Consider the following 23,192-nt stretch of genomic DNA (forward strand, 5'->3'; position numbering starts at 1 on the left):
TCGCGTTGAGGCCGCGTCGGTGTTTGGTCCGGTTGCATTTCGAATGGTGATGAGACGTGTCTGACGATTTCGTGATCCCCAAGGACGGGTTCTGGGCGCCCATCTACTATTCGATGTTCGCGACCGGGATCCAGCCGCTGTCGGCGCGGGCGAGCGAGCTCTACGCCCTGGCCGACCGGATGGAGGACTACGGCAAGCAGTACCAGCAGACGCTCAACGGCGTCGAGGGGCTGTCCTCCGGGATCGACCGGAGCCTGCAGAGCGAGACCGCGGAGGCATTCCGCAGGCGCGCCCGGGGCCTGGCCAACGACGTGTCGGACCAGGTCTCCGGGGTGAACTACCAGGCCTACCTCACGCGCCAGTTCGGCTTGAACGCCAAAGAGAACAACATGGAGGCCATGACCACGGCGGCGTGGTGGGCGGCCGAGATCTTCGCGCTGCTGGCGTCGCCGTGGGGCTGGGCGGCCCTGGGTGAGTGGATCGGGGCCGCGCGGTTGGCCATCGGCGAAATCCAGCAGTTCGGGAAGATGCAGGCCAGAACGATCTCGGACATGGTGCGCCGGGTTTCGTGGCAGGCCACCGAGGAAGCAGCCGAAGAGGCCTCCCAGACCGCGATCCCGCAGCTGTACACCACGGCCAAGAACGAACGGCACAACCCGAGCGTGAAGGACATCGGTCTCGCGGCGTTCGTCGGGTCTCTGGTCTCGCTGAACCATTCGTGGATGCACGGCGCGGCGGGGCTGAACAAGTTCACCAAGAAGTTCTCGAACACGCCGCTCGGTGCGGGTGTCATGGGCGCCTTCGCCGAGATGCCGGTCTCGTCGGGGTTCGCCATGGTGATGGGTGGTACTCCCACACCGCACATGGACGCCCTGTCCGCCATGATCATGGACCCGGCGTCGAAGAAGGCGCACGACTGGGCGCACCACAAGAAGATGGAGATGCAGCAGTCGTCGTCCGGCGGCTCGGATACCTCCCCGCTTCCGAGCACGGGCGCCGGGCCGGTCGGCGACCCGTTGGCCGGTCTCTCCGGCGACCCGACCGGGGCGCAGAACCAGGGCGGCACCGACCAGGCTTCGTCCCCGGACGCGAAGTCCTCGGCAGCGGGCACCGCGAACCCGGACGCGAAGTCCCCGGCCGGTTCGGACGCCAAGCTCCCGGCCTCCGACTCGAAAACGCTGCCGCTGGAGGCGAAATCCCCGGTACCGGACGCGAAAACGCCCATCGCTGGCGGGAAGTCGCCCGCCGCGGCCGGGGGCACGGCGAAGTGGGACGGCGCCAAGGCTCCCGGCGTCGGCGCCGCGACCGGTGAGGACCACGCGGCGGCGCAGGATCCGCCACCGCCCTACTCGCCCGCCGGCCAGTCGCAGCCCGGCCAGGCACAGTCCGGTGCGGCCCAGTTCGGCCAGGACCAGGCCGGTGAGGCGCCGCCGCCGTACACCCCGGCGCAGACCGGGGCGCACGCCGACCCGCCGCCCGCGTACGAACCCCCCGCCGCCCAGCAGCCCGGCTCCGCTGCTCCCGGCGCGACCGGCGCGCCGCACTCCGCTGCCGGGGACCACGCGTCGAACGGCGCCACGCCGCCCGCGCAGAGCGGGGCCGCGTCCCAGACCGGTGCCGGGTCGTCCGCCGCCACACCCGGCTCCGGCCAGAGCCCGAACGCCGACCACGCCGGTGCGACCCCGTCCACCGAGGGCGCGGGCGCCCAGAACACCGCCCAGCACGGGGCGACTCCGCCTGCGACCGGCGCCGAGCAGAATGGCGGCGCCCACCAGGTCGGCACCACGACCGGGAGCGGAGCGCAGGATCACGGCCCGAGCCAGGAACTGCCCGGCTTCGACACGACCACCCGCGAGGCACCGCACACCGCCCCGCCCGCGACCGACGGCCACGCCTCCCCGCAGCTCGCGGGCCAGCAGCCGCCCGCACCGTCGTCGTTCGACCGGAACACCGCCGTCGGGCAGTCGGACCAGCCGGAACTCCAGCACGCTCCGGCGTCGTCCCCACAGTCCGCGCACCAACCGTCCGCGCAGCCGGCCGACCAGCACGGCGCGGTCCGGCAGCAGGTCGACGCGCCGCCGCAGAGCGTCGACCAGCGGCCGGAATCCGGCCAGGTGCACGCCGACCGCCCCGCCGACGTCCGGTCCGAGCAGACCCCCGGCCACTCGGAGCAGTCCGCTCAGGCGGACCAGCACCGGTCGGACGTCCAGTCCGAGCACGCCCCGGCCGGCAGGCCGATCGGCACGAACCCGCAGTCGGGTCCGGCCACGGCCTCGCAGACGCCGACGAGCACGCAGAACCAGACGAGCCCGCAGACGTCGACGAGCACGCAAAGCCCGACGACCGCGCAAAGCCCGACGACGGCGCAGAATTCGACGACGGCGCAGAACTCGTCGAGCACGCAGTCCTCGACGACCACGCAGAACCCGACGACCACGACGTCCCGGAGCACCGACCAGAGCCCCGCGACGTCGACGGCGCCGAAGGCGGACGGGCAGCCGCGCCCGAAGACCGACGTCGAAGCGCCGCACCTGTCGACCGAACGCGAGGCTCCGGCCTCGCACACCGAGGCGGACACCTCGCGAACGCCACTCACCTCGGACGCCCCGCCGGTCCACACCGAAGTGGACCCCCACACCGCTGCCCACCACGACGGAACGCAGCACACCACGCACGCCGAAGTGCCCACGCACACCCCGCCGCACGCGCCGCCGACCGACACGGCGGGCCCGAGGGTGACGCAGGTGGACGTGGTGTCGGCCGATTCGGGCAACAAGGACAGCCGGTTCGTCCGGGATCTGCTGTCGGACGCGAAGAGGATCAACTCTGGGAAGTTCGCGGCCGATGTGCCGGGGCATCGGACGAACTGCTTGAACTCGACGTTGCAGCTGGCGAATGCGCGCCGGTTCCCGGGCCGGAACTTCACCGCCGATCCGAGTGGCCCGGTGCATCGGGACAAGTCCGGTGTGCCGATGACGAAGGTGTCCGATGTGGACGCCGTGGCGGACCGGGTCGCCGGGGATCCTGTTCACGATGCGGGTCTGATGTATGTCGACCACGGGGACGGCACGGGGCACCAGGTCTACGTGGAGCGCGGGCACGACGACGCGCACCAGGACGATTCCGAGGTGCAGGTCGCCTTCGTGGACGCGTTGACCGGTGAACCGTACGACGTGAACACTCCGGCGGTCGAGGTGTGGTACGGCCCGCTGTCCACAGCGGACAAGACGGAGTTCCCGCAGGTTACCAGCCCGGTCGGACACACCGGTATTCCGGCGGACCACCGGCCGGGGCAGCCGTCGGGGATGGCCGGGCAACCCGGGCGCGCGGTGCTCCAGCGGTGGGCTTCGGAGCAGCCGGGCGACCCCGGACCGTTGATGACCGGGTATTCGCCGAGGCTGGGACGAAACATCCAGTTCTTCGCGGGAAACATCCTGTCCGCAAAAATGCCGGGGCCGGACGGAAGAACAGTCGGTCTCTACCTCGCGGAACGGCACAAGTACCGCGATGTGCTGCGGTGGTCGCAGTCACCTCGCCGCGGCATGGTCCTCATCCGGTCACTTCCCCAGGAACCGATGGAGCGCTCCTCGCGCCGCGATATCGTCGCCTTCCGCCAGCAGAACGGCTTCCAGGTCCTCGTACCCGCACCGGGGTCCGAGGATTACCGGTCGCACCCGCACGGTCCGATCGACATCATCGCGCACGGGCAGCGCGACGGGTACTTCTCCGTCGCGTTGCGCGCCCACGCGGATCTCCCGGACGGGAGCAGGGCGCCGAACGTCGACCTCCACCTGCTGGTGGACTACAAGACGCTGATGAACATCGTCGACCACAAACCCGAGTTCCGGGAGGCCTTCCAGAACCGGCCGCACGTCTCCCTGCGCTTCCCGACCTGCTACGGCGCCTCGACGGGCGGACGTGCGTTCGACTTGGCCAGGTACGCCTACAAGGAGCTGGGTTACGAGAACGACGTCATCTTCCCGCTCAAGGAAGGCAGGCTCATCCACCCCGAAAGGCCGCTGCCGCAATGGGTCGGCCAGGCGGGTGACATGATGGTCGCGTCGAACGGTGGGTTCATGACCCTGCGGCGCGGCCCCGGCGCGGTCCCGGTCAATGACGCGAGCCAGGATGACAGGACCCGCTTCTCGGTCGCCGAGGTGCGGCAGATCGGCCAGTTGGAGGGAAACCGCTACTGGGCGAACATGACCGAGGACCAGATGTGGGCGGACGACCTCCGCCGGCAACCGACCTCGTCCGTTCCGCCCGCGGGCGCGTACTCCGATCTCGTGGCCCCCGACATCGACGCCGGACCGATGTCGACCCCGAACGCCACGCACGCGGAGGTTTCCCCAAACACCCCGCTGACCGAAGCGGCGGGTCCGAGGGTGACGCGGGTGGACGTGGTGTCGGCCGATTCGGGCAACAAGGACAGCCGGTTCGTCCAGGGCCTGCTGTCGGACGCGAAGAGGATCAACGCTGGGAAGTTCGCGGCCGATGTGCCGGGGCATCGGACGAACTGCTTGAACTCGACGTTGCAGCTGGCGAACGCGCGCCGGTTCCCGGGCCGGAACTTCACCGCCGATCCGAGCGGTCCGGTGCACCGGGACAAGTCCGGTGTGCCGATGACGAAGGTGTCCGATGTGGACGCCGTGGCCGCCCAGGTCGCCCTGGACCCCGCCCACGACGCGGGTCTGATGTATGTCGACCACGGGGACGGCACGGGGCACCAGGTCTACGTGGAGCGCGGGCACGACGACGCGCACCAGGACGATTCCGAGGTGCAGGTCGCCTTCGTGGACGCGTTGACCGGTGAGGCGTACGACGTGAACACTCCGGCGGTCGAGGTGTGGTACGGCCCGCTGTCCACCTCGGACAAGACGGAGTTCCCGCAGGTTACCAGCCCGGTCGGACACACCGGTATTCCGGCGGACCACCGGCCGGGGCAGCCGTCGGGGATGGCCGGGCAACCCGGGCGCGCGGTGCTCCAGCGGTGGGCCTCGGAGCGGCGGGGCGACCCCGGACCGGTGATGACCGCGTACATCCCCAGGGCAGGCCGGAACATCCAGTTCTACGCCAGCAACATCCGGTCCCGGGCGTTGCCCGGACCGGGCGGGAGTATCGCCGGTGTCTATCTCGCGGAGAGCCAGCGGTTCGACGGTGAGGCGGTGCCGTGGTCGTCGTCGCGCCAACGCGGCATGACCGCCCTCCGGACCCTCCCCGGCGAACCGATCGGGCACGCGCTGCACCCCACGATCGTCGACCACCGCGAGCGAAACGGTTTCCGGGTGCGCATCGCCGCGCCGGGGGCCGGGGACTACTCCGCGCACCCGCACGGTCCGATCGAGGTCATCGTCCACGGGGAGCGTGACGGGGGCTTCTCCGTCGCGTTGCAGGAAGGCACCACGCTTCCGAACGGGAAGCGAGTTCCCACGGACATGCGCGTCGTGGTGGACGGCCGGACCCTCATGGACATCATCGACCACAAACCCGAGTTCCGGCGGGCCTACCAGGAGCGGCCCCACGTCTCCTTGCGTTTCCCGGACTGCTGGAGCGCTTCGGACCGCGGACACGCCTTCGACCTGACCTCCTACGCCTACCGCAGGCTGGGGTACGACAACCAGTTCATCCACGCGGTCAATGTCGGGTCGCTGATGTGGGGGCCGACCGGTGCCGCCAACACCGGGGACCTGGTGATCCAGTCGAACGGCGGGTTCATGGTCCTGCGCCCCGGGCCCGGTGGGTACCCCGCCGAAGACGCACCCGCCGGCGACGCGACCCGGTTCTCGCGCCGCGAGGTGCGTGAGATCGGCCGGCTGGAGCGGACCGCCGCCTGGGCGAACATCACCGAGGAGCAGATGTGGGCGGACGACTTCGACCCGTTGCCGAACCTCACCCGTGGGAACCGCAGCAGGTCCGGTTGGGGCGGCGGGAAGCCCCGCCGGTCGGACGCGGTTGAGTCCACATCGGACACCTCCATCCACCCGGGAGGAACTTCCGAACCGGTCGAGACGCTGTCGGACGCGATCCCGGAACACGAGTGGTGGCGGCTGTACATCAACCCGCAGGACCACGAGACGGCGATCGAGCGGTTCCCGCACGACCCCGGCAGCTACTACGACCACGACAAGTCGCCGGGTTTCCAGGAGACCATGGTCGCCGCCTACCACGACGTCCTCGGCACGCGCGAGGGCGTTGACAAGCCGGTGGACGCCGCCGAGTACGAGCGGATGCACCAGCTGGTCACCCGCAACTTCCCGGACGAGGCGAAGGCGAAGCTGCGGTGGTCCGACCAGGGCGCGACGAACCACCCGCTGAGCCCGATCGGCGTGCACGAGGAGGTGCTGGCCGAACAGATCGCCGGCCGTCCGCTGGTGCACGACATGGCGCGGCACGACTGGAACTCCAGGCAGGACATCAACCCGATCACCATCATCGACCGGCAGACGTACGGCAACCCCACGCTGCGCACCAACCACGGCGAGGGCCGGACGCCGGAGCTGGTGGACGCCGTGTTCGACCGGTACCACCGCGAGATCGCCGAAGCCGGGGACAACGCCGACCGCAAGCTCGCCGCCATCGCGCGCGCCGTTCGCGCGGTGCACATCCTGCACCCGTTCACCGACGCCAACACCCGGCTCGCGGTCCAGCTGCTCATGCCCAAGCTCATGCTGCAGCAGGGCTTCCGACCGGCAGTCCCGGAAGGCGCGCCCCGGTACTTCTCCGGCGGCTACTCGGTCGCGCAGATCGTCGACGCGCTGCGCCACGCGCAGACTCGCAGCGAACTGATGGGCGCCCGAGCCGAGTTCGACCGCGCCGTTCGCTCGGGCAGCACCGAAGCGGGCGAAGCCGCGATGCGGCGGCTCACGAACGCGCTCAACGCCGGCACCTCCGAATGGGGCGGCGGACCGAAGCTGCGCGGATCGAACACCGCCGAGGCCATCGCGGGTCTGCCCGCCCACGCCCACCCGCAGTCGCCCTTCTCGCGCGCCGACCGGCGCAGGGTAGCCGCGGCCAAGCACGACGGGACGCAGTTCGACGACCGCCCGGACCCCGAGGCGATCGACGACGTCGGCCCCCGGCACGAGCAGGAGCACAGCGGAGAGTCCGAGACCCCTGCGGCGATGCCGCGCGAGGACGTGGCCGAGGCGTTCTCGCGGGCGTTGACCGAGATCGGGCTGCACCCCTACCTCTCGGGCGGCTCCGCACTCGGGCTGCAGGGCGGTCGCCGCCCCATGGGGGACCTCGACTTCCGCGTCACCACCTCCGATGCCGGTTTCGCCAACTTCCACGAACCCGCCGGGAGGCGGGTGCTCGACTACATCAACAAGGTGATGGCGCGCCAAGCCCGGCTGGACTACCGCGCCGCGCGCAATCGCGACAAGTCCTTGCCCCGCGGCGTGAACGTGCACGAGATGGTCCCGATCGGCAACATCGGCCTGACGATCGGAACGAACCACTGGCTCGGCCACGAGGTGAGCCTGAGCGTCGTGCAGGACCGCCCGCAGGAGTTGGTCCACCTGGACTCGCAGGGCGGTCCGCGCATCGCCGTGCTGTCGTTGAACGACCTGCGGGCCGACAAGGCGAAGACGATGATCTCCCGGAACAAGACCGGGGACAACAGCGCCAAGAAGGTCGCGCAGGACCTCTACGACTTCCTCGACGCCACCGACCTGATCGACCAGCGCAACAAGCGGACGTTGTCCAGCGACGCGGACGTGGCGTCGACGGCCATGCGCGACCACGTGACCGAATCGACCGAGGCGCGGTTCGACGAGTACGCGGAGGCGAACCTGGACGGTGCGAACCTGCACCACCTCTCCGGGCAGCAACTCTCCGACCTGATGCTCGGACGCGTGGTGCTCACGGCGCGCGAGCACCAGTCGCCGGGGCCGCGCCGGGACGCGTTCCAGAAGCTGCTGCTCGACCGAGTGGACCGGCTGGATGCCAGGATCGCCGAAATCGGCGCCACGTTGCAGGAACACCAGGACGAGACCGGCTCCCGCGCGCAGGAGCTCCGCCGCGAGTTCGACGAGGCGAAGGCCGAGCGGCAGCGGCTCCGCGACGCCGCGACCCGGATCGAGGCGCGGCTGGACGCGTTGGCGTCGGTCCAGGTGCCCGGGCCGGTCGTGAGGGCCCTGCGGCCCTGGATCAGGTCCTGGAACGACCGGACGTCGCTGGGCCCGCCGCCGAACTCGGCGAAGGCCAAGGCCTCCGGCCCGGCCACCCGCCAGCAGGGGGACCGCAGCACCCAACCGCCGGCGGACACCCGGCGGCGGGAGCCCGACGTCGACGAACTGCTGTCGTTGCACGCCGACGACGTGCTGACCCGGCTGCACGAGCGGATCCCGGACGCGGACCGGGAGACCGAGCAGGTCGCGCGGGTGCTGGCGATGGCGGGTGGGTTCCGCACGTTGCGGAACTCCCGGCGCGATGTGGAGACGCTGGACGCCTTCGGGCTGACCAAGTCCGAGTTCAGCAAGGCGTACAAGACGTTGCAGCGGCACGGGCTGGTCAGGCCGAGCGAGCACGGGCTGCACCTGAGCCGCGAAGGACGCAGGCTGCTGGGCGTCCCGCCGAGGGTGATCTCGGCCAAAACGTTCGCGGGCGACCCGGAAGGGGAGCGGGAGTTCCTGGGCAGGTACTTCTCGCACACCCGGACGGTGAACAAGGACGCCTACGACGCGCGGGTTCCCGGGCACGACACGAACTGTTTCGACGCGTCGATCCAGACGATCAACGCCGACCGCTACCCGGACCGCGGCGCACGCGGCGAGTTCCGGGCCGGGCCGAGCGGGCAAGTCCACCTCGACCACGTCGTCCAGGCGGGCCTGCCGGCGTCGAAGAGCACGCGCCGCGACGTGGAAGCGTACGTGAACGACCAGGAACACGACGGTCCGCACGGTCTGGTGCTCGCGAACAACCACTGGTTCACGGTGCACCTGAAGGACGGCGGCGTCGTCTACTACGACAGCCAGCCGCACGAGCTGGCGAGCCAGGGCCGCCCGCACGACGAGGTGTTCTTCGTCCCGACGCCGGACGACCGGGTCCTGGCGTCCGTGCGGACACCGCTGGGCACCGGGCCGGACAGCGATCCGACCGGCTGGGGCGGCGGGCTCTTCGGGCGCAAGCCGCAGTTCAGCGGCCGGGACTCCAAGGGGCGCCAGCTCGGCTTCGACCGCGGCGACGTGCGCGTGCGCACGTTGGCCGATCGGCAGGTCTACGCGCTGCTGACCGACAGCCACGACGCCGACGAAATCTCGGACTGGGCGCTGGGCATCCACGGCGGTGTCCGACTGGTGCGCTCGATGCCCGGCGAGTCCGCGAGCGCCGCCGTGCGCGCCGCCGCGAACCGGCCGAACGCCGTGCTGCCGGCTCCGTTCGCGAGTCCAGTGATCCTCGCCGTGCAGTCCGACGGGGAGCGGTTGGCGATGCCGATCAAGGGGGAGCGCAGGGACATCGCGACCCGGGTCGGCAGGTCGACGGTGGCCGACTTCCTCCGCGACTCGACCACGCTGAAGCACATGAAGAGCGAGCTGGACGCGGACGCGATCCTGGTCGTGCCGTTCGGGACGCCGCAGGGATCCGCGCACCTGCGACTGGCCGAACGGCTCGCCGAGCTCGGCCTGGCTCCGAAGGTGGTCACCGGCGACGGTCTGGAGCTCGCGGACGGCGGTCGCCTCGTGGTCCCGGACAACCGAGGGCTGGTGAGCTACCGCCGGGAGAAGCGGCGCGTGCAGACCGACACGGGCAAACTGCAGGTCCGTGTCGAGTCCCACGTCGTGGCGTTGTCGACCTACGGCCGCTTCGACGCCGACGAGCGGGAGTCCATCCGGACAGAGGGGAGTTCCGCTCGGCCGGGCGGAACTCGCCCGGCGGAGGATGCGCGTCGTGAACGGGACCGACGAAACTTCCACGACGACCGGGGCTCGCGTCCGGGCCCCGAGCGGGGCCGTCCGGGTGATGCCGGGGAGGGTCCGTCGGGGCGTCCTGGTGGTTCGTCGCAGTCGCAGTCCGGTTCGCAGTCGGGGCCGGGGCCGGAGCATGTGCCGGGGTGGGGGGCCAATCCCTACGCGGTGTTGGGTGTTGACCGGGATGCGTCGTCGCAGGAGATCACCAAGGCGTTCCACAAGTTGTCGTTGAAGTACCACCCGGACAAGGTTTCGGCCGCGGACAAGGCGGCTGCCCAGGCCAAGTTCGTGGAGATCAACGAGGCGCACCAGACGCTGTCGGATCCTGGAAAGCGGGCGAAATTCGACAAGGCGCTCCGGGCGTACGAGCTTCGTCGGGGGCAGTTCGCTGCCGCGGAGGGGTCGGCGGCCGGTCGGTCGGAGGAGCGCGGCGGTCGTCGTTACGAGACGCGGGTGCCTCGGGACTACCGGAGTTCCGACAGCAGTTCCGAATCGGAGTCGTCGACCGAGGAGGGACCGCGTCCCGGCGGTGAGTCCGGTAGGCGGACCGAGGAGCGGGACGGTCGTCGTTACGAGACGCGGGTGCCTCGGGACTACCGGAGTTCCGACAGCAGTTCCGAATCGGAGTCGTTGACCGATGACGGGCCGCGTCCCAGCGCCAGGCCCGGCCCGGGCCCGCGTTCTGGCGGTGAGTCCGGTGGGCGGACCGAAGAGCGGTCTTCGGAGTCTCAGCCGAGTGGTGCAGGGCACTCGCGTTGGGATCCGCATGCGGTGTTGGGCGTGCCGCGGGATGCGCGGTTGCACAACATCGAGCGGGCGTACGAGCGGATTCGGCTGTCCGGTCGTTCGGAGGCGGAGCTGCGGGAGGCCAAGCGGGCGTTCGACGAGTTGTACGCCTCGCATCCGGATCGTCCGTCCGCTCGTGCGGACAGCGGTGCCCAGTCGGGGCCGTCGACCGGTCGGGGCCCGCGTCCCGGCGGTGAGTCCGGGAGGCGTACTGAGCAGGGAGCGCGGAGCGAGCAGAGGCCGCGGACTGAGCAGGGACCCCGGACCGGGCAGGGACCCCGGACCGAGCAAGGCCCACGTCCCGGCGCCGAATCCGGACGTCGGTCGGAACAGCAACGGGAATCGCGGCGGCCCGGCCCGCAGGCGTCCGGGGCAGGGGGCCGCTCGCGTCCGGGGCCTGAGCGGGGGCGTCCGGGTGATGCCGGGGAGGGTCCGTCGGGGCGCCCTGGTGGTTCGTCCCGGTCCCAGTCCGGGCCGAAGCCGGGGCCGCAGTTTCCGCCGGGGCCGGTGCCGGGCGAGTGGGTGGTTGATCACTACGCGGTGTTGGGTGTTGCGCGGGATGCGTCGGCGGAGGAGATCAAAAAGGCGTTCCGCAAGTTGTCGTTGAAGCATCATCCGGACAAGGTTCCGGAGGCGGAGAGGGAGGCTGCCAAGGAGCAGTTCCAGAAGATCAACGAAGCCCACGAGACCCTGTCGGACGAGGACAAGCGCGCGAAATACGACAAGAAGTTGTGGGCGCAGGAACACCCGTGGGAGCAGTTCGCTGCCGAGGCGCCTCCGGCGGCCGAGCGCACGGAGGAGCGCGGCGGTCGTCGGTTCGAGACCCGGGCGCCTCGGGACAGCTATGCGAATCCCGACGAGGACGGCGGTCCGGAGTCGGACGCCGGGCCGCGGTCGGGGCGGAGTGGTCCTCGACGCGAGTACCAGGACCCACGGGCCAGAGGGCCGCGTCCGCGGCCGGACCACGATGCCCGGCGGGACTACCCCCATCCCGGGCCGGAGCGCGCGCGCACCTGGGCGGGCACCGGCCCCCGCCCGGCTCCCGCCAGCACACCCCGCTGGGTGGGTGGCAGGTTCCGGTCAACCGGGCAAGTGGTCTACTTCCGGGCGCAGGACGTCCACCAGCGTCCGCTGTTCGCCGAGGGCTCCCGCGGCCGGAGGCCGGTGTTGGTCGGTGCCTCGTTCGCGCCGAGGAGCAGCAGGGTCACCGACCTGTTCTCCCGGAAGGGCATGCCGTCCCTGTCACGGGTCGTCCTGACCATGCCGGACGAGAACGTGGCGGCCGCGTTGTCGAAGATGCGCAGCAACGACCGGGCGTCCGCCCCGTGGTACCTCGACTACTCGAATGGCGTCGGTCCGGTCCACTCGATCTACCACTCGAACGGTCGCGAGGCTGTCATCGAACTCCCGGCCGGCACGGTGCTCAACGATGAGCGCGGTCCGACCCTTCGCAACGACGAGTGGGTGCACGTCACCCCCGAGGTGCTCGCCGTCATCCACGACGCGTCGCGGTACTTCCGCGATGCCGTCGCGGACAATCCGGGCGCCTCGCTGGCGAACCACACGTGCAACGACCTGGCCATCACTGAATTCGCGGACCACTTCATCCCCGAGTTGCGCCGGATCGACCCGCAGCGTTACGGGTTCACCGCATATTTCCCGTGGCGCAACGCCACCTTCGCGGTGTCGGAAAACGAGCAGGTGAGCCTCGGCGTCGACCACAACGGGGGCTACTTCGTCTACCCGAGGGGCTCGAACCGGCCGAGTGATCTGCCGGGCGCTCGGTACGGGGCCCGGGAAGCGGCCGACATCGCAGCCTACGAGCGCTATTACGGCGTGCGCCCGTCCCGGCTGAACTTCTACGTCGAGACCATGGGCCTGGCGGACGCGTCCACCGCCACCGAACCCGGACCGGCCGGTCCCGGGTCCAGCGTCGACTCCCCGTCCCGGCGGGTGCGGTTCGCCGAGGACGTGGACGCCGCCTCCGCGCCGAGCGACTCGCGGTCGCAGTCCCAGGCCCTCGTCGAGCGCGCCCGCTCGGAGCAGTGGGAGCTGGACGGGCCGATCGACGGCGCCGGGTTGCGGGCGAAGATCATGGACCTGGCCGCGGGCACCATGCCCGAGGAAACCCTGCGCGAGACCGTCGACGCCGCGTTCTCCGACGAGAACCTGGCGGAGCACTGGTCGTCGACCCGCGAGGGTCTGCACACCGCGAACCTCGGCGCGAAGCCGGGGCAGGGCCCCGAGATCTCCCTGGAGCTCGTCGAGGTGTCCCCGACCGGCGAGGCGATCGAGTCGCCGACGGACGCGCAGCTGTCCGGCCAGCGGTCGCCGATGACGTCTCCCACGTCGAGCCGACGCACCTCGGTGAGTCCGGCCAACTTCACCTTCCGCATCCCGGCGCCGTGGGTCACCGTCCAGGTCACCGGGGTCGGACTGTCGGCCAACAGCCGCGGTTCCGGGCTGAGCGCTTCCCGCGACCACCAGGGCTCGACGAAGATCACCGAGAAGGACTCGCGGGCGATCGGCGGTGACCACCGCGCGACGTACCGGATCACCGTGCGCACCGGCGGCCTGCGGTCGGCGGAGCAGGTCGGCACCGAATCCGTCGACGTCAGGCTGAAGTCGGTGCTCAGCGGGCCGGTCACGCGCGGGCTGGGGCATCCGGACGCGGTCGAGCACGCCACGTTCGCCGGGATCGGCGACGTCTACCGCGAGGTGGAACGCCGCCTCGGTGGCCGGTTCCCGGTGGACGGCTCCGACGGCGAGGTCACCAGGTTCCGCGAGTGGCTCCGCTCGCTGTCCTCGATCGGAGGGGACGAGGCGGGGCCGGTGCTCGGCGGGCAGCCGATCCGCGAGCGGTTCTCCTTCCCGGGTGTCGGCTCGGTGCAGATCGTGCTCGCCGTCAACGGGACGCACCGCCAGCAGCTGCCGACCGTGGACGGCACGATCGAGCGGACCAGCGAGGTCACGGGCACGACCGCCCCCGACCGGTCGGTCACCCGCAAGCGCGGCGGCGGCCTGTTCGTCGGAGTCGGCGACCTCACCGGGACGACCGGCTTCTCCGCGGGGCCAACCGGAGACCGGACTCGGCACACCACGGCAGACAGCAGCACCGCGGACCGCCGCGGGCACCGGTCCGTGACGAAGTACGAGGGCCTGCTCGACAAGCACCGCGTGGACCTGACGTACGTGGTGAGCATCGACAAGGGCGGCGAGGAGCTCGGGGACGGCCCGACCGCGGTGCCCGGCACGTCCACGGTGTGGATGAAGCAGGACAACGCCGTCCGCCATGGCTGGTCCGATGGAGATTCCCGCTCGGACGAATCCGATGCGACTCCGGATGGAGCGGACACTCCCGTCGTCGACGAGCGGCACCGGGCGCTGGACCGCACCGACGCGGAATTCCACTTCCCGGCGGCCACAGTGGACGCGCTCGTCGGCCCGGCCGTGCACGACCTCGTGGTGCAGGGCCACATCCCGGCGAAACACGCGGCCCTGGTCGCCCAGGAGTTCCGGGCGCTCGTCCGGGAGCCGGAGCGCGCCAGGCAGATCTCCCGCGGCGGTGGGGCGCGCATCCCGCTGAGCACGATGGTGCGCGGTGCCCCGGACGTGATCCTGAAGGCGGACAAGATGCGCACCGAGCAGGCCCGCGTGGTCGCGGGCGACTCGCGGGACAGCGTCAGCGGCGGGTTGTTCTCCGAGCGCGAGCGCGGCGTCGGCCTCACCGAGGAAGACAAGCGCATGTTCGGCATCGCCGGCATCGGCTACCACGACATCTACTGGCCGACCCTGAAGGGACTCGGCCGCCACACGTCCGCGACGACCGGGAAGACCATCCGCCGCGGCGTGGGGCACGAGCAGCCGTTCGCCGAGCGGAAGAGCCCGACCACCTACACCTGCCCGACCGAGTTCGCGGTCCACATCGGCGGCACCCTGTCCGAGCCGGGCAGGCGCATCGCGGACGGGCTCGAAGCCGACGTCGACGTCGTGGTCCCCGCCCAGCCCGGAATCCGGCTGGGCGACGGCGACACCGAGCCCGTGCCGAGGGGTGAGTGGACCGACGGCGAGGCACCGGCGTTCGAGCGGGAAGGGAAGCTGCCCGCCGGGTACGAGCTGAGTTCGATGGCACCGCCGCCCGAGCCGACCCGCACCGCGGCGTCCATGCTGCGCACCACGAGCAGCCGCTGGCGGGAGTGGCTGAAGACGCCGTTCCTCGGACGCAGGCCCGCCGCCTTCGACGAGCACCGCGATCACCCGATCTGGTCCGACCACTCCGGACCGGGCGAGCGCAACGCCGCCCTGATCGCGCTGGAGAACTTCACCAGTCTGGAGGCGCACGAGGCCGCCCTCACCGATTCCGTGGCGGGCAACGACGTCACGCAGCTGTCCACCCACAACCACGGCGGAGTGCTCGCTTCCCGGGAACGCTACGGCGAGATCGAACGCCTGACCCGCCTGGGGAACCCGACCATCGTGATGCGCGACGACGCCCACGTCTTCACCGATAAGCACCACGAGGACAGCGAGCTCGGCACGAGCGAGGACCGTTCCAACCAGAAGCGGGCGGAAGGCGGGTTGACCCTGTTCCTGCCCTTCCGGCGCTTCATGATGCTGGGCGTGGACTTCAGCGCGTCCGTGCAGCGCATCCGCGGCAAGCACCGGGGCGAGACGTCCAGGACCAGGACCTCGTCGGAGACCAGCCGCCACGAACGTGGCTACCTGGTGCGCTACGACGCCGCGACCACCCTGCGGACCTCCACGCGGGAGGACTGGCAGGACCCGCTGCACGGCCTGCACGAGGGTGCCGAGACGGAGCGGGCGAAGTCGGTGGTGCTCCCCCGGTCCGTGGAGGTGTGGGTGCCGGCCGGGGAGATCGACCAGGTCGGTGCGCTGACGCCGGAGGACGTCGACACCAAGCTGGACCCGGTGGACGCCGCGCGGTACCGCGCCGCCCACGGTGACCCCGCCCCGTCCGAGGTCCGGCAGGACGTGCCCGCGGACGTCCCGCAGGGCGAGCCCGTGCTGCACCGGTCGGAGGCCGGGGCGGAACTGGCGAACCGGCTCGCGGAGAAGCTGGCCGAGGCGTCCGCCGAGATGCGGTCCCGGTACCGGAACCTGGTCGGCGACCGCGGGTCCGACCGGCTGGTGGACCGGGTGCGGCACGCGATCCGCAGGTCGGCCGTCGCGCTGCTCGGCCCGCCCGGCCCGCGGCACTTCGACGAGATGAACCGCGTCCTGTTCCAGGAAGAGGTGAGCCCGGCGCTCACCTCGCAGGAGGCGAGCGCTGTGGCCCGCGAGATCGCGGGCGGCGCGTGGCCGCTGCTGGTGACCGCGCAGACCCCGTTCGGCGAGTGCGAGCAGCTGGTCGTGGTGCGCGGCAGGCAGGGCCCGGGCCGCTACCACCAGACGGTCCCGGCCGAGACCTCCTCGGGCGTGGAGGAGACCCGCACCGAGGAGGAGCGCGAGGAGCGCGGTTTCGGTGGCATGGCCGTCGTCTCCGGTGTGGCCTACCCGATGAGCAAGACCAACGCGGCGCTGATCGCGCCCGGCGTGCTGGTCGACTACTCCCGGACGAAGGGATACGGCCGGGAACGTCAGCGCACCGATGCCGTGACCGCCAGCAGCAAGGGGATGCGCCACGAGTTCGTGCACGACCTGATCGTGGACGGCGTGGACGTCCACCCGTACGCGAGCGCGGGCACCTACCGCAAGCTCCTCGGTCGTTCGGTGACGGCGTTGCGCAACCCGGGGCTGGGCGCACCGTGGCACTCCGACGGCTTCACGGTGCCCAACGCGCTGCGATCCTCGGTCGCCGCCGGGGAGACCACCCCGCCGGGCACGTCGGCCGCCGACCCGCTCGCCGAGAACCAGGACTCGCTGCGGCAGCGGTGGGACCGGGCCGGACGCCGGCACGGGTTCTCCGACGACGCCATCGTCGAGGCGCTCCCGGTCAAGGCGCCCAAGCTGCGCCGGGCGTTGACCCGGCTCGGGGTCGACGGCCCCGGGACACGGCCCGCCAGGTCGGGGATGGTCAACCAGCTGCTGGCCAAGCTCGGCAGCACGCCGACGCCCAAGCCACTGCGCCCGCGCAGCGGCTACACCGCGCTGGTGGGCACCGACCTCGCGAAACTCCGCGGGCACCTGCCGGAGGCGCTCACCGAGCGCGGCTACCGCCTCCGGGTGCGCGACGGAGACGTGTCCGAGGTGGCGATCACGGCGGACCTGACGGACTGCAAGCTCGTCCCGAGCGTCGACCGCGAACTGTCCCGGACCGTGACCCACAAGCACACCCCGCTGCCGGTCGCGAAGCGGGGGTGGAGCGCGGGCCCGGCGCTGGAGGCGCAGATCCGCGAGGGGAACATCGACGGCTCGAACTTCCGACCGTTCCAGAGGCTCGTCGACGCCTACTTCGGGATCTTCGGCGGGGAGAAGCAGAGCGGCGGCGTCCCGTCGAGCACGACGAAGACCACCACGACGGCGTCGCGGACCCACCTGGTCTCCGTGGTTCCCCACTGGACGGTCCGGACCAACCCGGACGACCCCGCGTCCGGCGAACCGATCCACACCGGTCCGGACGAACCGGCCTACCTCGTCGTCAACGACCAGGGCCTCGCCGACCTCGGGCTGACGCCTCCGGACGCCGAACCGCCACGGCAGCGCCCGGAGACCGACCCGACCAGCGGTCTGCCGGACCCCTCGGGCCTGACGGTGGCGTCGGACTTCGCCGCCGAGATGCGCCGGTTCGTCGAATCGGTCGGCTCCGAGCGGGCCGAGGCGGAGACGCCGCGGACCGAGCGCGGCCCCGCCCACGACTGGCCCTCCGTGCAGGACCGGGCCGCGGCGGACAACGCGCGCACTCAACGGTGGTTCGTGCGCCACACCCGTGGTGGTCGCCCGGCGGATGCGCGGACCCCGCTCATCGGCCGCAACAGCCGGGGCGAGCCGGTGTCGTTCTTCCAGCACCAGGTGGTGCGCCGCACGGTCGTCGACGGGTCCTCCCAGCGACGTCCGATCGGTGTTTCCTTCGGTCCGACGCCGCAGCACATGGACACCGATGCGGCGTTCGCGAAGGGCATCGTCAAGCTGGACCAGCTGGTGCGGACGAGGCCGGGTGAGGATGTTCCGTCGGCGCAGATGCGGCGGGACGACCGGGTTCGCGCTGACTGGGCCGGGGATTACGAGAACGGCGGCAGGGGGCCGAATTTCGGGTTCTTCGAGGGCGTGGACGACGGTTTCCTGCTGGGCGTCGACCGTGGCGACGGTGAGATCGAGGTCGTGACCGCGGATCGGCGGACGGCGTTCACGACGCTGCTCGGGTCCCCGGAGTACCAGCAGCTGCACGCGGAGAATCCCGGGTCGCTGGTGCTGTTCGGGTGCATGCCCGAGTCGGGCCGGGGCGCCACCGACATCGCGGAGGCGGCGCACGCCATGCGGTTGCCGGTGGACGTGCACGTCCCCGGTGGCCGCGTGGGACTGACCACCCGCAACGGTGTGAGTTCGGTCGGGGTGGAGAACAACGCCGGGATGCAGACCATCCACCCGGATGGTCGGGTCGAGGACCACGCGGAAAGCCGCTACGACACCCCGCTGGTAACCGAGCCACCGCAGCCACCGTCCACACCGGACGCGTCGTTCTCCCTGGTCACCACCAAGTCGGGAGCCGACGGACGTCGCAACCCGAGGCGGACGGGGGGATCCTCCCGCCCGGTCCCGTCATTGACCCGGGAAACCGGAGTCGAGCACCTCGTCGAGCAGCGGATCGAACATGTCAGCGGTCAGGATTTCGCCGACCCGCTCTACGGCACCGTCGAGGGTGATGTCACCGGCACCGTGGCCGGTGACGTCACGGGTTTCGTCGACGGCGAGGTCACCACGCCGGGTGGGAGGCCGGTCGACGTCCGCGATGGCACGGCGGACCACAACCGGGAGTCCGGGGTGACCACCGTGCACGGCCGCATCGACACTCGTGGCGTCATCGTCCGCGGGACGGTGCGGGGACGCGTCCACGGCGTCGTCCTCGGCACGGTCACCGGTGAGGTGAGGGATGGCAGTCAAGTAGTTCGGGAACCCGACGATGTCACGCCTCCCACGTACGCGTTCGGGTTCGACATGCAGGGCAACCCGCTGTGCTTCGACGTCCGCGAGGTGTTCCGCCAGCGCGGGACCAACCCGACGGGGGAGCACACCGTGATGAACCTGGTGCCGGAGCGGTCCGAGATCCTGCAGGAGTGGACGGCCGCGCTTAGACAGGCGCCGCCGATCATGCGCACGCTGCCCGGAGAAAGCGGTCCGCATGGCAGCTCCGCGATCTTCCGCCCGGGTGGCTACGCCCCGCCGCTGTCCCACCGTCGCTCCGCCTGGCTCGTCGTCGACCAGTACTCGGACGACAGGTTGGTCGTGCACCTGCCGGGCCGCGGTCCCCGGGCCAGGGTGCACGTCACTCCCGCCGAGCTGTTGCGCACGGTCGAGGCGCTGGGTTTCCACGCTCGCGAGGAGGACGCCGATATCTACCTCGTCCGCGACGGCCTCTTTGACGGCAGGGAACCGACCGCGGGAGCCTTCGCCGCGGCGGCGCACCGCGACGGCGACTACCGCGGCGTCGTCCACATCCCTCGTGGCACGGTCTCCTTCCTGCCCCCGCGGCGGAGCAGCCTCGGCCTCTCCGCGGTCGCGGTCTGGCACAACCGCCGTTGGGGCAGCTACAGCCCGGACGGGAGCGTGGTGGCGCACCGCAGGACGTTCACCTCCGAAGAGATCGAGCACATCCAGCGGGCGGAACGGTCGCTGAGCCGAGGCACGACGAGGGATCCGCGCGTGCGGCCTGTGTTCGCCTCGGTTCCGGACCGTTGCACCGGCATCGGTGAGAACGGCGAGCCCGTCACGTTCCGCCCGGACGCGGTGAACGTCACCGTCTTCCTCGACGAGCGGTTCCAGGCCGCCGTGCTCGACTTCGGAACCAACCCGCACCATGACCAGGAGCTGATCAACCGGTGGGCGCAACACAGCTCGGGCGTGGCGAGCGTGATGCGCACCCTGCCGCACGAGACCACCCCGGATCCCCAACTGCACCACCGCCGGCCCGGCCACAACGTCTATGCGCCCTGGAGCGATCGGCCGACCTGGGTCGTGGGTGGGACGGACGGCCCGCACTTCCTCGTCCGGGTCCCCCGGGACGACGGGCGACCGCAGCTCGTCCGCGTCTCCGGTGAGACCCTGGACCAGGTTTTGCGCGCCTCGTACGCGTACGTGGCCCGGCGGGCTTTCCACCCGGATGCCGAGCTGGTCGTGGTGACCGACGACGAGACGGGCGAGTCCGTCGCGGACCTCGCTGCGGCGGCCCGGAACAGGTCCGACTCGGTGCGCATCCACACCGGACGGGGACGGACGACGCTCGTCGATCCGGACAGCGCGGTCCGTGGCGGGGCGAGGATCGCCGTGGCGCACAACAGGGGTTGGCTCACCCACGAAGCCGACGGGAGCGTGACCGAGCACGACCACACCCGGTACTTCGACGAGGACATCGACCTCATCGAAGGCGCCAACCTGGGAACGCAGGAACAGCTGCCGCCCTACGACGGTCTGCGGCTGCCCGAGTACAGCGCGCCCGCCGACACCACGCCGCAGGATCCGCCGCCGGCGTACGCCTCGGAGCCGGAGGGCAGCGACAGCGACAGCGACGCGGAGGACCGTGTGGCGGCGGATGCCGAGCGGTCTCGTCGGTGGTTCGTGCGGCATACCGATGGTGGTCGTCCGGTGGATGCGCGAACGCCGCTGACCGGGTGGAATCGTCGTGGTGAGCCGGTGTCGTTCTTCCAGCACGAGGTGGTGCGGCGCACGGTGTCGGACGCGCAGGGCCGTCCGATCGCGGTGTCGTTCGGGCCGACCTCCGAGCACATGGACACCGACGAGGCGTTCGCTCGGGGCGTCCGCAGGCTGGACCAGCTGGTGCGGACGAGGCCGGGTGAGGATGTTCCGTCGGCGCAGATGCGTCGGGACGATCGGGTTCGCGCCGGGTGGTCCGGGGATTACGAGAATGGCGGCAGGGGACCGAATTTCGCGTTCTTCGAGGGCAACGAGGACGGTTTTCTGCTGGGCATCGATCGTGGCGACGGTGAGATCGAGGTCGTGACGGCGGATCGGCGGACGGCGTTGACGACGCTGGTGGGTTCGGAGGAGTTCCAGCAGCTGCACGAGGCGAACCCGGACGGGTCGGTGGTGTTGCTGGGGTGCATGCCCGAGTCGGGCCAGGGCGCCACGGACATCGCGGAGGCGGCGCGTGGCATGCGGTTGCGCACGGATGTCCACGTCGCCAGGGCCCGTGTCGGGTTGACCATCCGCAACGGTGTGAGTTCGGTCGGGGTGGAGAACAACGCCGGGATGCAGACCATCCACCCCGATGGTCGGGTCGAGGACCACGCGGAAAGCCGCTACGACACCCCGCTGGAAACCCCGGCACCGGCGGAACCGTCCACACCGGACGACTCGTTCTCCCTGGTGACCACCAAGTCGGACAACGACCGACACCGCAACCCGAGGCGGGCGGGCGAAGGTCCGTCGTCGCGGCGGCGGAGCGCCGGCACCAACATGGTCGTCGACCACCGGGTATTCGTCGATCCGCTGCGCGGCATCGTCGACAACGGCAGGATGCGCGGCACGGTGACCGGTGACTTCACCGGTTTCGTCGACGGAGAGGTCACCAGGTTCGACGGGCGGCCGGTCGACGTGCTCGACGGCACCGCGGTCCACGACCGGGAGTCGGGTGTGACCACCGTGCGCGGCACGATCCGCGAGCGCCGCGTCATCATCCGCGGCAGGGCGGAGGGACACCTCTACGGCTCCGTCGTCGGCACGGTCACCGGCGAGATCGTGGATGCCCACGTCCCGATGCGACGAACCAGCGGCGCCACGCCTCCCACGTACGCATTCGGGTTCGACCGGTACGGCGATCCGGTGGTCTTCAACGTGCGTGGGGCGTTCCACGAGTTCAGGACCAACTGGACGGGGGAGCACACCGTCGTGAACCTGGTGCCGGAGCGGTCCGGGGGCCTCCAGCGCTGGGTGCGCGGACTCAACGAGGAGCCGCCCATCATGCGGTTGCTCCCCGGCGAACGCGCTGTGGATGCCCATCTGGCGGTGGCATCAAGTCGCTACACCGCTCCCGTGGCACATGGTCCCTCCGACTGGGTCATCGTCGGCCAGGACAGGCGTGGGTTGGTCGTGCGCGTGCAGCTGCGCCAGGACTACTCCCGGATCCCGGTGCACGTCACCGGCGCCGAGCTGCTGCGCATCGTCGAGGCGTTGGGTTTCCGCGCTCGCGAGCACAACTCCGACATCGTCCTGGTCCGCGACGGCCTGGAGGACGGCAGTGAACCGACCGCGGGAGCCTTCGCCGCGGCGGCGCACCGCGACGGCGACTACCGCGGTGTCGTCCACGCTCCGCGCAGCCGGATCACCTTCCTGCCCCCGGAGTGGAGCGCGGTCGGCACCTCCGCGGTCGCGGCTTCGGACAACCGCCGCTGGATCGGCTTCCGACCCGACGGGGTCGCGTTGGTGCACGATCGGACTCGCTTGAGCCGCGAGGAGGCCTCGCCCACCGCTGCACAGCGCCGTTACACCGGCACCGGTCCGAACGGCGCGTCCGTCAGGTTCCGCCTGGACCAGGTCGTCGTCTCCTCGCGCCGTCCGGAACGTGGCCGCCACACCGGTGTCGGTGAGGACGGTGCACGCGTCACGTTCGATCCGGGCCAGGTCATCTTCTCCCCCGGTTCGGACTTCGAGGGCGGCGTGTTCGATTTCGGAACCCACCCGGACGCCCCCGCGGAGCTGGTCAACCGGTGGGTGTCGAACACCTCGGCCGTGGAGAGCGTGATGCGGACCCTTCCGCACGAAAGCACGCCGACTCCTCATCTGCACCAGGGTCGACCTGGTGGTGATGCCCGCGCGCCTTGGCGCGAGGAGCCGACCGTGTTGGTGGGTGGGACCGAGAGCGAGCAGTTCCTGGTCCGGGTCGACGTGGGTGGTCGACCGCGGGTCGTCCGCGTCACCGGTTCGACGCTGGACCGGGTGTTGCGCGAGCACGAGCAGTACCAGGCTCGGCGCGCTCTGCACCCGGAGTCCGAGCTGGTGGTGGTGACCGACGATGCGACGGGCAGGCCCGTCGCGCACTTCGCCGCGGCGGTCCGGAGTCATTCCGACTCGATCCGGATCCACACCGGCCGGGGCCCGACGATGCTCGTCGATCCGTACGCCACGCCGGAGGGAAGCGTCGGGATCGCCGCCGCGTACAACAGCGGCTGGCGCACCCACGAAGCCGACGGGAGCGTGACGGAGCACGACCACACCCGGTACACCCCCGCGGAGATCGACCAGATCGACGCGGCGGGCCTGGCAGCGGACGAGCTGCCGCCGCCCTACGAGCCGTCGAGACTGCCCGAGTACGACGGGCCCGGTAGTGCCACGCCGCCGCCCCCGTACACCCCGAACCAGTAGCACGGC

The 23,192-nt window shown here is 71.0% G+C and carries 1 protein-coding gene; it reads left to right on the forward strand.

The features are described 5' to 3' along the window. Window positions 1-56 precede the first annotated feature (56 nt). Entirely contained in the window at window positions 57-23,186 is a 23,130-nt protein-coding gene (locus NV263_RS11350) for a DnaJ domain-containing protein (protein WP_263252847.1), read from the forward strand. The last annotated feature ends 6 nt before the right edge of the window (window positions 23,187-23,192 follow it).

The sequence above is a fragment of the Saccharopolyspora rosea genome (assembly GCF_025643595.1).
Lineage (GTDB): Bacteria > Actinomycetota > Actinomycetes > Mycobacteriales > Pseudonocardiaceae > Saccharopolyspora > Saccharopolyspora rosea.